Origin of the sequence: Acinetobacter sp. NyZ410 (assembly GCF_022828975.1) — a bacterium.
In the GTDB taxonomy this organism is placed as follows: domain Bacteria; phylum Pseudomonadota; class Gammaproteobacteria; order Pseudomonadales; family Moraxellaceae; genus Acinetobacter; species Acinetobacter guillouiae.
This window is the reverse complement of the sequence record NZ_CP094620.1, coordinates 1073333-1087674: the sequence shown is the minus strand read 5'-3', so window position 1 is coordinate 1087674 and position 14342 is coordinate 1073333. Positions and strand designations below refer to the sequence as shown.

At 37.4% G+C, this 14342-nt stretch carries 14 protein-coding genes; 7 read left to right on the top strand and 7 right to left on the bottom strand.

Annotated features, from left to right (window positions below; genetic code table 11):
* Window positions 1–92: 92 nt before the first annotated feature.
* The 3 genes from MTO68_RS05015 to MTO68_RS05005 all read left to right on the top strand — a co-directional run bounded on the left by MTO68_RS05015 (window position 93) and on the right by MTO68_RS05005 (window position 2072).
* On the top strand, window positions 93–443 hold the full coding sequence (locus tag MTO68_RS05015) for a YbjQ family protein (protein ID WP_004819546.1): 351 nt from the start codon (window positions 93–95) through the stop codon (window positions 441–443).
* 9 nt (window positions 444–452) lie between these two features.
* Window positions 453–881: a heavy metal-binding domain-containing protein gene (locus MTO68_RS05010; RefSeq protein ID WP_004819543.1), complete on the top strand. Its 429-nt coding sequence runs from the start codon at window positions 453–455 to the stop codon at window positions 879–881.
* 159 nt (window positions 882–1040) lie between these two features.
* Entirely contained in the window at window positions 1041–2072 is a 1032-nt protein-coding gene (locus tag MTO68_RS05005) for an agmatine deiminase family protein (protein ID WP_244015305.1), read from the top strand.
* Between the two features lie 141 nt (window positions 2073–2213).
* On the opposite strand, the gene MTO68_RS05000 is transcribed toward MTO68_RS05005, so the two are convergent.
* The 3 genes from MTO68_RS05000 to MTO68_RS04990 form a co-directional block, all read right to left on the bottom strand.
* Window positions 2214–2978 (bottom strand): hypothetical protein, encoded by a 765-nt coding sequence (locus MTO68_RS05000; protein ID WP_347814808.1) that lies wholly within the window; start codon window positions 2976–2978, stop codon window positions 2214–2216.
* A 101-nt stretch (window positions 2979–3079) separates the two neighbouring features.
* Complete coding sequence (locus MTO68_RS04995; protein ID WP_244015302.1) at window positions 3080–3877, bottom strand: SDR family NAD(P)-dependent oxidoreductase; 798 nt, start codon at window positions 3875–3877, stop codon at window positions 3080–3082.
* Between the two features lie 79 nt (window positions 3878–3956).
* Window positions 3957–4652 carry a hypothetical protein gene (locus MTO68_RS04990; RefSeq protein WP_239046331.1) on the bottom strand — a complete coding sequence of 232 codons (696 nt, stop codon included), beginning with the start codon at window positions 4650–4652 and terminating at the stop codon, window positions 3957–3959.
* 349 nt (window positions 4653–5001) lie between these two features.
* Between MTO68_RS04990 and MTO68_RS04985 the strand changes: the two genes are divergently transcribed.
* Together MTO68_RS04985 and MTO68_RS04980 are read left to right on the top strand one after the other, a co-directional pair.
* Window positions 5002–7896, top strand: a complete 2895-nt coding sequence (locus MTO68_RS04985) for a valine--tRNA ligase (RefSeq protein ID WP_209826696.1) — start codon at window positions 5002–5004, stop codon at window positions 7894–7896.
* A gap of 71 nt (window positions 7897–7967) precedes the next feature.
* Window positions 7968–8396, top strand: coding sequence for an SMI1/KNR4 family protein (locus tag MTO68_RS04980; RefSeq protein ID WP_244015300.1), 429 nt, complete (start codon window positions 7968–7970; stop codon window positions 8394–8396).
* Window positions 8397–8614: 218 nt separating this feature from the next.
* On the opposite strand, the gene MTO68_RS04975 is transcribed toward MTO68_RS04980, so the two are convergent.
* From MTO68_RS04975 to MTO68_RS04965, 3 genes are all read right to left on the bottom strand, one after another.
* Window positions 8615–9780 (bottom strand): IS3-like element ISAba21 family transposase gene (locus MTO68_RS04975; protein ID WP_085947552.1). Its coding sequence is split into 2 segments (ribosomal slippage): window positions 8615–9522 and window positions 9522–9780, totalling 1167 coding nucleotides; the frame shifts between segments, so codons are not numbered across the junction.
* 496 nt (window positions 9781–10276) lie between these two features.
* Entirely contained in the window at window positions 10277–10645 is a 369-nt protein-coding gene (locus MTO68_RS04970; RefSeq protein ID WP_244015299.1) for an endonuclease domain-containing protein, read from the bottom strand.
* A gap of 430 nt (window positions 10646–11075) precedes the next feature.
* The gene (locus MTO68_RS04965) at window positions 11076–11930 is read right to left on the bottom strand and encodes an SDR family oxidoreductase (RefSeq protein ID WP_244015298.1); all 855 of its coding nucleotides are present in this window, start codon (window positions 11928–11930) and stop codon (window positions 11076–11078) included.
* A 143-nt stretch (window positions 11931–12073) separates the two neighbouring features.
* Here MTO68_RS04965 and MTO68_RS04960 point away from each other — a divergent pair, with 143 nt between their 5' ends.
* Entirely contained in the window at window positions 12074–12682 is a 609-nt protein-coding gene (locus MTO68_RS04960) for a hypothetical protein (protein WP_244015297.1), read from the top strand.
* 2 nt (window positions 12683–12684) lie between these two features.
* On the opposite strand, the gene MTO68_RS04955 is transcribed toward MTO68_RS04960, so the two are convergent.
* The gene (locus MTO68_RS04955) at window positions 12685–13299 is read right to left on the bottom strand and encodes a hypothetical protein (RefSeq protein ID WP_244015296.1); all 615 of its coding nucleotides are present in this window, start codon (window positions 13297–13299) and stop codon (window positions 12685–12687) included.
* 178 nt (window positions 13300–13477) lie between these two features.
* Here MTO68_RS04955 and MTO68_RS04950 point away from each other — a divergent pair, with 178 nt between their 5' ends.
* Entirely contained in the window at window positions 13478–14023 is a 546-nt protein-coding gene (locus MTO68_RS04950) for a hypothetical protein (protein ID WP_244015294.1), read from the top strand.
* Window positions 14024–14342 lie beyond the last annotated feature (319 nt).

Genomic DNA, 14342 nt, shown 5'->3' with positions numbered 1-14342 from the left:
TGATCAAAGCTCACTTCGGTGGGCTTTTTTTATTGCTTTTTGATAGATAATTTCCTATGTTTGAAGCAAGACATCATCAATGAATATTTAAAATGAAACTCAGTAATTTAGAAACTGTTCCAGCACATGTCATAAAGCAACAGCTTGATGTCGTTTATGGAAGTACCGTCCGTAGTAAACATGTTGGACGTGACTTTATGGCTGGTCTAAAAAATATTGTCGGTGGTGAACTCAAAGGCTATACCGAGTTATTAGAAGAATCGCGCCAAGAAGCCATGAATCGTATGATTGAAAAAGCACATGGTTTAGGTGCCAATGCAATTGTTGGAATCCGTTTTTCCACCTCTAATATTGCACAAGGTGCATCAGAACTTTTTGTCTATGGTACTGCGGTCATTGTTGAACCGACCACAACTCAACTTCCTGACCCATTTTCAAAATAGGCGAAACAGATGGATGGTTTAATTTTTAAAATTGGGCTCACACTGGTTCTGTTTTTTATTGGTTGGGGTTTTGGACGTTTTATTGAACAAAAGCATTTAAAAGAATTGGCAGACAATGAACAACGGCTTGCCCATATTCGGATTGATACCAATAAGTTCCAAGTCTCTGAAAAGCAAGGGCAACTTATCAGTAGTAATGTGGTGATTTCGCATGATTATTTTAAATATATTATTGCGCAAATTCAGAACTTCTTTGGTGGTCGTTTAACCACCTATGAGAGTGTCGTCGATCGCGCACGTCGAGAGGCAATTGTTAGATTAAAACAGGAAGCTGAAAATATTGGAGCTACGCATATTATGGGCTTACGTTTAAGTACCACAGAACTCGGTATGCAAGGTGGAATGGTTGAAGTCTTTGCCTATGGAACAGCAACTTAATCTCCCTCCTCTTTTTAAATAATCATCATGATTTTTTCATTAGAATACACGATCTTTGTTGGACGGTTTGATTTTGTATTCTGGTGATGTAAAAATCATGAAATACCTTGACCATAACAAAAATGAAAGAATCTTAACTTCATAAACAGGTTAGATATCATGAAAGCTTTAGCACTTAAAATAAGTATTGGATTACTGTCTATGCTTCCATTCACAATAAATGCAGAATTGATTGTATTGGCTTCACCACAAAGTCAGGATAAATACTATGCAGAAAAAATCGATGATATTTTTGATTTTCATGTCGATTATGCAAAGAAAATTATCCAAAATGGTGACAATGTGATGATCTTAACCGATCAACAACTTTACCCTGATTATGTCAAAGCACTGGGTAAACAACATGTCACCATCGCGCCTATGCAAGATATTTGGATGCGTGATTTTAGCAGTGCCAATCCAAATCAGCCTATTCTTTTTCGGTATACCGCAGCAGGACAAGGTGGAACCAAAAAAGCTCAAGCCATTTCTGATGATGTTCAAGCAGACTTTAAAGCCTATAGTCAAAAAGCTGGTTTAAAATTTACCCAGACTCAACTGCTCAATGATGGCGGTAATTGGGTTGAAGATGGTTATGGCAATGTTGTGTTAAGCACCAAGTTCTTAGCTGACAATCATTTAACCGAAACCCAAGCTAGAGCACAGCTGATCCGTTTGACAGGTGCTAAACATATTGCATTTATTGAAGCAGATGAACAAGGTGGTTTAGAACATGCGGATGGTGTCGTAAGCTTTATAGATCAGAATACGTTAGTGATTAACACCTATCCTGAAGACCCCGACTACGCCAAACAGTTAAAAATTGATTTAAAACGCGGTATTCCAGATATCAAAATTCATGAAATCACCACACCTTATGATGGTAGTGAAATTTATGATGAGAAATTTGGTTCAGCTTGTGGTTTATATACCAATATGCTGGTTACGCCTGAGCGTATTTATTTTCCGCAATTTGGTATTAAACAAGATGCACTGGCATTACAGCAAATTCGTCATCTAACCAAACGAACTGTCATTCCAATTCACTCTGCACAGGTGTGCCATATGGGTGGTGGAGTGCGCTGTATGTCATGGCAATTAAGAGGCAAAAATGCTGAATTATTATTAAACTACTTCAATAAAACACATTAAATATTTCATTTATAGCCATTAAATACCCTGTTATTTTAAAAGCATTCATCTTTTAGCTCACTAACCAGAAGATGAATGTTTCATCGTCAGCTTTACGCTGCAATGACTTAGTCTTATTGATATTATTGACAGTATTGTCTATCAGTACTGATATTCATCTTTAAAACTTTTAGCAAATTGATATTTTTTCCCATCAAATTTTAAGACAAACCGTTGTTGCGATAATTGATGATTAACTTCTTGGCAATCCTCGTTTATCACTTGCGTCTGGTAGCGTTTAATTTTGCTATTGACCAAAATATCCGTATATTTCTTGGTTTGGGTTGACTGCATCACTAAGGTTGAAGCGCGTTCTTCAATATCTGCATTACACTGCATATCTATTTCTGCCCGATTACGTGTCACAATCAAGCTGTCCAGAATTTGTTGTTTATTTTTAAGGTCATATAAGTTTAAAACTTGCATAGAAAAAGGAAAGGGTTGTGAGTGACCTGAGTAGTTTAATCTTAGACCCAAAGCTCGATTTGAATCAGTGACTTTATAATTCGCAGTATCCAGCTCAATAGAATTTAAGCTAATTGCGTCCGAAACCATGCGTTCTGCAACAGCATAGTGATAAATCACCTTTAAATTTTTTGGATTAAACTTAAATAAGTATAAAGCATAATCCCTTTCTTCTGCATTTCCTTTTACAGCAATCCATTGCGCATAAGCCATGATCATATTTGAATTATCGACCGGATCGAGTTTACAGTCGATTAAAGACTGTTCAAGCTTTACAATTTTAGCCTGCTTTAATATTTGCGCAACAACTTGAGTATCATCACAAATATTTGCATAAACTGCACTGATCAATATAAATTGTAGACTGATGATTTTAACAATTATTTTCATGAGGTTTAACATGGTTTTTTGTACTTATAGATAGAGACGGAATATATTAAGAAAAAGCGCTTATACAATATATAAACGCCTTATCAATACATACAAAAGTTGTTAATTTTTAATCACTTTACTTTCATCTTGCGAATCATTTTATAAAGTGTCGATGGTGATAGGCGAGAAACCAACACACCCAATTTTTCTTTACGCCCACCCACGACAATATATTCTTGACCTTTTAATAAAGCAGAAACCGTTTTCTGCGCAAAATCATCGGCTTCTAAACCATTTTCAATGGCTTCATCCTGATGGGCTTGTGCTTTCCCAGCACCATTTAAAGCATTGAAAGATACGTTGGTTTTCACAAAACCAGGGAAAATAACAGAAACATTAACACCATCTTGTGTCACTTCTGCGCGTAAACTGTTTGCCCACATATGAATCGCTGCTTTTGCTGCAGAGTAAGATGCACGATATTGCGTCCCCAATAAGCCTGCAACGCTAGAAATATATGCAATTCGCCCAGATTTTTGAGCTAAAAAGGTTGGTAAATCCAATTTGGTCAAAAACACTTGAGAAAAGTAATCAATTTCCATAATTGCACGTTCAGTTTGCATACTGGTATCTGCAATCAACGCCCTTTGGCTTAAGCCCGCATTGTTGATCAACCAATCAATACGCCCTTTTTCCTCTAAGACTTGTTCATAGGCATGGCGTACTTGCGCTTCATCAGTAATATCCATTGCCACGGAAATATGATGATCTGGGTTAAGCAGACTTATACGAACTTTTTCAAGTTCTTCTAAACGTCTTGCGCTTAAAACCACTTGTGCACCTTGCAAAGCACATTCAGCAGCCAAGGCTTTACCGATCCCTGAAGATGCGCCTGTAATCCAAACCACCTTTCCTTCTAAGCTTTCCATTTTATTATGCTCTTGAATATGGTGAATAAATATTAGACCACGTGGCGCACCAAATCAATCAAACCTCCCTTTTTAGAGATTAAGCCTCAACTAAAAACTTTTTAAAGTGCGCTGCATAATGTTGCGCTTTTTCTACATTGCGAGGATTGTATTCATCGCCAACTTTTTCTAAGCGCTTATAGCCTGTACTGGTGATCATATTGATCACACCATTTAAGGTTTTATCAACCACAAAGTTAAATTTTAACAAAGTCTTAGGATCCCGAATAAACTCTGATACACCGAGGTCAATAATTTTAACCAAATTTTTTAGTGTCACAGGCAAAGCACTGGTATCCCCTTGAATGACCTTTTGAATATTACTGGTCGCCTCTTTACCTAGATGACTGTCTAATTGGTAGTACATCACCACTTGGCTTGCATCAGAATCTTCAAACTTTTTAAGAATATGATTTGCCACAGGTTTTAAACGATCATTACTAAACAACGAAATCGACCACGGCATATATTTTTTAAAAGCCCCTTCAATCTGCGTAAAAATTTGTTCTGCTTCTTTGAGTTTCTTCTGACCATTCGCATCTAGCGCAGAGTTATTCCGTTGCTCTTCAAGCAAAGCACCAAAGACTTGATCTAGCACTTGGCATGACATTTCCGTAAAGACATTACCTAATTGTTTTGCCAGATCACTTTTTTCGCCATGATTTAAACTTTGGGTAATGCTTTTTAACTCTTGGTACGTCTGCTGTTTAATCAATAAATCGATTTTATACTGCATTGTTATCTGTCCTTTTGTTGTTTTGTCCTATTCAATTTTGATCTTAGCAAAACTTGAAATATCTTGCATTGTCTTTAACTGCTGCTATTTGTTGAATATCAATCACAAATACTCTCAATAAATCAAATATCTAAAACACGCATTTGTAAATATGACTCAGTTAAAACCCCACAATATCCAACATTTGTCATATTTAAGATTAATAACAACAACAAATGCATCATGTATTTTCATGTTTTGATTGCTGCATTTAATTCAAGGTAAATATGCCATAACAGGAATCAACATTCCTAATGAATATTTGCTACAATGAATGCAATTTTTTACTTACTTTTGATCTGTTTTTACTATGACTGATTCAGCGCAAAATATTGCTACAACCTACGATCCTACCGAGATCGAGAAAAAATGGTACAAGACTTGGGAAGAGAAAGGTTATTTCCAACCGTCTCGTAAAGGCGATTCATTCTGTATCATGATTCCGCCACCGAACGTCACGGGTAGCTTGCACATGGGTCATGGTTTTAACAATGCCATTATGGATGCCTTGACACGTTACAACCGTATGTCTGGTAAAAATACTTTATGGCAACCGGGTACTGACCATGCGGGTATTGCAACGCAAATGGTGGTTGAGCGTCAATTGGCAGCTCAAGACATTAGTCGTCATGACTTAGGTCGTGAAAAATTCATCGATAAAATTTGGGAATGGAAAGAACAATCTGGCGGTACAATTACCCGTCAAATTCGTCGCCTTGGCTCATCTGTAGATTGGTCACGTGAACGTTTCACCATGGATGATGGCCTTTCAAATGCGGTTAAAGAAGTATTTGTAAAACTGCATGAACAAGGTTTGATTTACCGTGGCAAACGCTTGGTAAACTGGGACCCTAAACTACAAACTGCACTTTCTGACCTAGAAGTTGAATCAGATAAAGAAGAACAAGGTTCATTGTGGCACTTCAAATACTTCTTTGAGGATAAATCACTACGTACTCAAGACGGCCACGATTATTTAGTGGTTGCAACCACCCGTCCAGAAACATTACTGGGGGATACTGCTGTTGCAGTTGCTCCAGATGACGAACGTTATGCACACCTTGTTGGTAAAAATATTATCCTACCTATTACGGGTCGTGCAGTTGCAATTGTTAAAGATGAATATGTTGATAAAGAATTCGGTACCGGCTGTGTAAAAATCACCCCTGCACATGACTTCAATGACTATGAAGTAGGCAAGCGTTGTGAACTCGCAATCATCAACATTTTCAACAAAAATGCCGAAGTTTTAGCTGATTTTGAGTTTATCGCAAAAGCTGGCGAAGCGATTTCTAAAACTATCCCTGCACCAGCTGACTATATCGGTTTAGAGCGTTTTGCTGCACGTAAAAAATTGGTTGCACAAGCTGAAGCTGAAGGTTGGTTAGACCAAATTCAACCCTATACGCTGAAACCACCACGTGGTGACCGTTCAGGTGTGATCATTGAACCATTATTGACCGACCAATGGTATGTTAAAATTGCGCCTCTTGCAGAGCCTGCAATCAAAGCAGTAAAAGACGGCGATATTAAGTTTGTGCCTGAACAATACAGCAATATGTATATGGCTTGGATGAACAACATTCAAGACTGGTGTATTTCTCGTCAATTGTGGTGGGGGCACCGTATCCCTGCTTGGTACGATGCCGAAGGCAATATCTACGTTGGTCGTTCTGAAGAAGAAGTTCGTGCGAAAAACAATATCGCTGCTGATATTGAATTAAACCAAGATGAAGATGTACTAGATACATGGTTCTCTTCAGGTCTTTGGACATTCTCTACACTGGGTTGGACCGGTGATGAAGCAAAAGATAAAGAAAACTATTTCTTAAATACATTCCACCCAACGGATGTATTGGTAACAGGTTTTGACATCATTTTCTTCTGGGTTGCCCGAATGATCATGATGACCATGCACTTCATGAAAAATGAAGATGGCACACCGCAAGTTCCATTTAAAACCGTGTATGTACATGGTTTGGTTCGTGACGGTGAAGGTCAAAAAATGTCTAAATCTAAAGGCAATGTACTTGACCCATTAGATTTAATTGATGGTGTAGATCTTGAAACCTTAGTACAAAAACGTACGACGGGGTTAATGAATCCTAAAGATGCACCAAAAATTGAGAAATCTACACGTAAAGAATTCCCTGAAGGTATTCAAGCTTACGGTACAGATGCGGTTCGTTTTACTTTCTGTGCACTTGCCAATACAGGCCGTGACATTAAGTTCGATATGAAACGTGTTGAAGGCTATCGTAATTTTGCCAACAAAATCTGGAACGCAACCCGTTTCGTGATGATGAACTGTGAACAACAGCCAATTGGTCAGGAAATCCGTCAAGATCTTTGGGAACTTCCTGAACAGTGGATTGTCAGCCGTTTACAAAAAGCGGAAGCTGCCGTTCAACAAGCGTTTGCAACCTACCGTTTAGATTTGGCTGCTCAAGCGATTTATGAGTTCATCTGGAATGAATACTGTGACTGGTATGTAGAACTGACCAAACCAGTACTAAATGATGAAAACGTATCAACTGAGCGTAAAGCTGAAGTTCGTCGTGTCCTTCTTTCTGTAATGGAAGCGTCTTTACGTCTTGCACATCCAATCATGCCATTCTTAACTGAAGAAATTTGGCAAACCCTTGCACCAATGATTGGTATCAGTGGTGAAACCATCATGCTTGCGCCATACCCTGTTCCAAATCCTGAACGTATCAATGAACAGGCTGAAGCAGATATGCTTGGGCTACAAGGCCTGATTGGCGCTGTACGTAATATTCGTGGCGAAATGGGCTTAGGTAATGCACGTTTATTACCTGTATTGCTTCAAAACGCGACTGATGCTGAAAAAGCACAGATTGCACGTATTGAACCATTGTTTAAAGCTTTGGCTAAAGTTGAAAGCATTACCTTCTTAACCGATGCTGAGCAACCACCGTTGTCTTCATCTTCTGTTGTGGGTCATGTGTCTGTATTTGTACCAATGAAAGGTTTGATTGATCCGAAAGCAGAACTTGCTCGTTTGCAAAAAGACTTAGACAAAGTTCAAAAACAGCATGACCAAATTGCCTCAAAACTTGCAAATGAAGGCTTTGTGGCTAAAGCACCTGCTGCTGTTGTTGAAGGTGAAAAAGTTAAACTTGCTGAGTTTGTGGATCAGTTAGCCAAGATTAAAGCCAATATGGAGCAGATTGCTGCGCTTTAAGCGAAGCTTGCAATTTTGCCTCTAAAGAAGGAAGCTTAATTAAGCTTCCTTCTTTTTTTTGTAAAATATTTATGGTTATTCAAAAATTAAAACAACATTTCATCAATCAAAACTTATGTATCAATCAACCGACTACATTGTTAGAAACGTTAAAATTTGAACAAAAATACGGAGTTAAACTTCCACAAATTTTTAAAGAATATTTTATTTTCTTCAATGGTACAGGTGAAGCCAATTTTGGTGATGAGGGCTATTCTTTCTTTTCTTTAGCTGAATTTAGACCTGTAAAAGATTTAAAAGGGACTGAAGACTTTCCTCATGCAAATTGTTTTGTCTTTTCAGAATTCTTACTCTGGATGACTGCATATGCAGTAAAAATAGATGAACATGGCAATGAATTCGGCATTTATGAAATCTGTAATACGCATAATAAAGTTTGTAATAGTTTTGAAGAGTTTATTTTGCTCATAATGAAAGGTGATTTAGAAATATTCGATTGATGATGTTTTTCCGTACAGCATTCAACAATTTCATATCCATTTAACTTAAAGACCAGTTAGCAAAATAAAGCGAATTGATACACTCTAATTTTTCAAAAATTACCCTCACCCTAGCCCTCTCCCACAGGGAGAGGGGACTTCCATTACTAATTTTATCGTTATTTGATACACAATAGTGATATGTGCTGAATTAGCAGGAGACTTTCACTTGGGATATGCTAGGCAGCTAACCGATAAAAGTTCTCTGCTATTTGATTTGGCGTTTTAAAATCCAAACTCTTTTGAATTCTTCGCTGATTATAAAATAACACAATGTATTTTGTAATATCTGCTTTAGCTTCATCTCTGGTTTTATAGTTGCAATGATGCACTAATTCATTCTTGAGTATGCCCCAGAAACTTTCAATCGGTGCATTATCGTAACAGTCCCCACGTTTGCTCATTGAACCTTGAAAATCACATTTTTCCAGTATCTTTCGATATTCATGGCTGCAATATTGGCTGCCTCTGTCCGAATGAATAATTAAGCCTTTCGTTGGTTTTTGATTACGAATCGCCATAGTCAGTGCATTGCAAACAAGTTGTGCGGTCATACGCTCATTTAAGCTATAGCCAACCACTTGTTTCGTGTACAGGTCTTTTACTGCTGCCAAGTATAACCAACCTTCAGCAGTCCAAATGTATGTAATATCGCTTGACCATGCAAGATTGGGCTTAGTCATTGAAAACTGTTGCTCTAGTAAATTTGCGTAGATCGCTCGATTATGATCACTCTTCGTAGTTCTTTTGAAACGCTTATGACGCTTACAATACAGCTGGTTGAGCTTTTTTATTTGACGTACAGCATACGTACTGATTTTGATACCTTGCGCTTGTAAATGCTTAGTTAATCGAATATAGCCATAGCTTTGTTTAGTTTCCTCATGAGCTATTTTGACCAAAATTGTCTGTTGATTTCGCTGAACCAATCTTTTATTCATGCCTCGTTTTAGCCAATCATAAAATCGTGACACTGAAACGTGAAGTAATCTAGCCATAAAGCTAATCGGGAATAAATATCTTTGCTGTTTCATATAGGCGTACCTTACTGACTTTCTTTCGCAAAGTACGCTGCTGCCTTTTTTAGAAATTCACGTTCCATTTCAGCTGTTTTGAGCTGTTGTTTGAGCTTTTTATTTTCTTCGAGTAAGGCATTTAGATCAGGTGAATATTGTTTAGTGCCTGCTAAGGTGCCAGTCTTTGCTTTATTATTCCAATTTGAAAGAGTTTGCATTGAAATGCCAAGTTGTCTGGCTGTTTCCGATACATTGCCTTGATTGGCTTCAATCAATTTTATTGCTTCAACTTTAAATTCTGCGGTGTAAGTCTTCTGTTTCTTGCTCATGGTAAACTCCTGATGAGTGTCTATAGTTTACCAAGTTAAAACCTCCTGTTTTCTCAGCACACATCATAGGTTTCTCTCCTTTCAACAGAGAATTAAAGAGAAATGACTAAAAATGTGTGCATAACATTCCACAACCTCAATCTTCCCCAAAAATGTGGCAGAGACACTCTTTGAGAGTTTAATAATTATTCGATACACAATGAAGCTCCCTCTCCTTTCAGCAGCGGGTTAAAGAGAAGTAACTAAAAATGTGTGCATAAATTCCACCACCTAAATCTTCCCTAAAATGTGGAAGAAACACTCTTTGAGAATTGAATAGTTATTCGATACACAAAGAGGTTTCCTCTCTTTTCAGGAGAGGGTTAAAGAGAAGTAACTAAAAATATTTGCATAAATTCCACAACCTCAATCTTCCCTAAAATGTGGAAGAAACACTCTTTGAGAGTTTAATAGTTATTTGATACACAAAGAGGTTCCCTCTCCTTTCAGGAGAGGGTTAGGGAGAGGTGTCTTTCAATTCAATACAGATATTCCATAAATCCGCCAATACCACCTCACTGCGATTCAATACATCATCATTCCAATAACGAATAACTTTAAGCCCCAAAGCCTCTAAAAACTGAGTTCTTCCATTATCATAAACTACGCCCACATCTGTATTATGTTGACCACCATCCAACTCAACCACTAAGCCCAATTCATGACAGAAAAAATCGACGATATAAGGCTCAATCACATGCTGACGACGAAACTTTAAATTCATAAATCGTTGAGCTCGTAAAAGTTGCCACATACGATGTTCGGCATCTGTGGCATCGTGTCGCATAGATTTAGCGTATTCTAATAATTTGGAGTTTAGCTTCATTTTATTTTCCCTCGCCCTAGCCCTCTCCCACGGGGAGAGGGGACTTCCATTACTAATTTTATCGTTATTTGATACACAATAGGTTTCTCTCCTTTCAACAGAGAATTAAAGAGAGGCGACTAAAAATATTTGCATAAATTCCACCACCTCAATATTCCCCCAAAATGTGGAAGGAATACTCTTTGAGAATTGAATAGTTATACGATACACAAAGAGGTTACCTCTCCTTTCAGGAGAGGGTTAAAAAGAGGTGACTAAAAATGTGTGCATAAATTCCACAACCTCAATCTTCCCAAAAATGTGGAAGGAATACTCTTTGAGAAATGAATAGTTATTTGATACACAAAGAGGTTCCCTCTCCTTTCAGGAGAGGGTTAGGGAGAGGTCTGCTCTTTCAATATCATTGCAATAATTCATAACACTAAAACCACTATTCCTTAAGCTGATCCAAAGGCGTCCCCTGTACAGGATTTCTTTTCCAATAATAAGGTTGAAAAAATCGAATTAACAAACGCCATGGTGTCATCCAAACAATACGCGCATTGCTCTTCTTATTCTTACTGATGCGTTGCGCCAAATAACCACACACTTGCTCAGGTGGGTCAATCACAAACATAAATAACCATTTCATTTTATGCCAGTTTTTAACTTCACCTTGTTGCCAAGAAGAAATCAATAAATCCGTTGCCACCATTCCGGGGCTGAGTGTTCCAATCAAAATATTACTATTCTTGGTTTCTTTATTTAAAGCATGATTCAGATAAGCAACTGCTCGTTTACTGGTTGCATAAGGTGTCATCCCCGCACTCCACTCGCCACGACTGCCCCAACCTTCCATATTAAAAATTTGCCCAAAACCTTGCTGCATCATTCCTTTTAAAGCCACTTGAGAGCCCAACATTGTTCCAAGTACATTGGTTTTGATTACACTTTCCAAATCTGAGCTAGCAATCTCGGTAAATGCCCTTGCTGCATTACAGGTACCGGCATTGTTAATCCAAACATCGACCTGACCAAACCTTAAAACTGTTTCTTCCCATAAATTGTGCAAATCTTCATATAGAGCCACATCACAGGTCACCCCATAAATTCTATTCGGTGCATAGCGTTGCGCAAAATCTGCAACAACTTGATTTAACTGCGCTGCATTTCGTGCCGAAATCATCACAGACCAACCTAACTTTAAAAAAGCTTCTGCCAAAGCAAAACCAATTCCACGCGTACCTCCTGTAATCACGACAGATAAAGCTTGATCAGAATTTGATGTGTTCAAAATATTCCCCATTGTGATGATGAATCAGTATAAGACAGCAAACTGGCACATATAAAACACACGACTATATCTCCAATTTAGGACATTCAGCATCATAAAATCAATTTTTAAGATAGAATCTTCAACATTCAAAATGATTGAATGATTCAAATTCTATGAAAAACAAAATTTTATTATGCTTCACCCTTATTTTTCTCATTGGCTGTCATGAGAAACCCAACACCGCAACTGAAAGCAAGCCAGCCAAACAAGAAACACCCCAATCAACTCAAACCAAAGCAGAACCTATTGAGATTGCTGCTCATCCAGAGCCAGACCACCTCGTCAATAATCCAACACCACTCCCTCAAGGTTATTCAGTCGATACGACATACCTCAAAAAGCCATTACTCATCGATTTTGATGGAGATGGAAAACTAGATGCTTTCCAAGTTTTAAAAAATCCCAATAAAAAAGGCATGAAATATCTGTTTGAATTCCGTATTTCGGACAGCGATAAAGTTTATTACTATCAAAATAATGAAGAAGGTGATGATTTAGATATTTTTGCTAAGTTCGAAGTCGCACCTAAAACAAATATCTATGTTGATGAAGAATATCGCTTTGGTGAAAATGGCGATATTCTTGCTAACGAACAAATTGACCCTAAACATTATTTAAAGTTTAAAGGTGATGGTGTTTCAGTCAATGTCCTCGAAGAAACCTGTGCTGCATCTGCTTTCTTCTTAACAGATGACAAAATTAAACGGATTTATCTCTGTTAAATCTATTTCTCATCCGCAAAAATCGCATTTGCCCCAATCACTTTAGAAATCTTCACTTGGTCTTGCTGTAATAAAGCATAGATTTTTGCTTTAAGTGTTTCACTGGTAAAAGTCCCGTTTAAATTCAGTAAAACGGGTTCATCACTCAATGAACCTTTGCCGTGATATTCGTGATTAATATCGTTGGTGGTTGCCTGATTAATCACCACAAAATGCCCCGCAATACCAGTCGCTTGCCCACAAGCTAAACTCTGTGGTGACCAATCCCCTACTTTCATCACAGGTGTTAAAGCATAGCCTTTACTTGCTAATATTTTCTTCTGCTGTGCTGTTGCCATGGGAAAATTCAGTATCTTTTGCTGACCTTTCCAGTTTACCGCTAATTGACTGGATAAACATGATGCTCGAAAAGGACCTGCACTACCTGACTCTGCACCCTCATGAGAATCATCGCATTGTGAAATAACTTGAAAAGTTGCGTCTCCACACTGCAACAGTTTAGATTTATAGATTTTATATTGGCTGGGTTGCGCACTCACTGATTCAGTAAATAGACAAAAGCCAGAGAGCACTATTAAATACACTAAAAAATTGCAATATGTTTTAGACACCATCATTTTTATACACTTCATTGATCGTTTAATCGAAAATTGATTTTATATTAAACATTTATTTACAACTGATTAAATCACCCAACAACACATCAAGCATTTGAAATTTATAATGATATAAGTTAGATATCCCTAAGATGCTGATTAAACCAGAAGATGAATACAATAGCATGACAACAAAAGCTTGATAAAAATACATATTTTTAAAATAATATTAATTCAATCACAAAAAATCGATATAATGATGAAAAATATAATAATATTCAGCGGTGGTGTTCTATCACTATTTTTGGCCTCGCTTAATTATGCTGCGGCTCCGCAAGTGCCTGAGGAAACGGCAATACAAATTTTTAAAAGCGCAAAGTTTCAAAAAACTAATCTTGGCTGGGAAAGCCGCTGTAGCCTTGGCAATATCTCCTATTATGGTGATCTTAATAAAGATGGTCGTCCTGATGCCGTTGTAGTCGATGGCGGTATCGGTTGCTACGCAAACACAGGCATTGGATTTTATATTGTTACCCAACAGACCAATAAACAATGGGTAAGAATATTTAACAGTCATGGGACGCCTGAGTTTCTATCAACTTTAGGAAAGCATGGTTGGCCGGATATTGCCATCAATGACTCAAGTAAATGCTTTGCTGTGTATAAATGGAACGGTCTAAAATTTCAAAGAAACCGTTTCGAATACAAAAATCAAGCTTGCAGTCTGGGTGTTTCCAAAAATTGATCATTAAGTTATTTTTTAATTTTAACTCAATCATTTTATCGGTTTATTTTTAGATTCAAATTTGACAACCTAGGTTTAAGATGAAATACAATAAATAAAAATCAATAATTATCAGTATCTTAAAAATAAGTCAGAATATCTTATTGCATCAAGTTAGTGCATAAATTCCAATTTAGTGCATGCTTTTGCTTTATATCGAGTCTTAATAATATTTTGAAATTGTTGATCTATTTTTTCATACAGCCAAACACTTCACGGATTCAAATCGTTGGTTATACTTGAACCAATTTGTGACAAATAGCACCAAAAAGAATCGTAT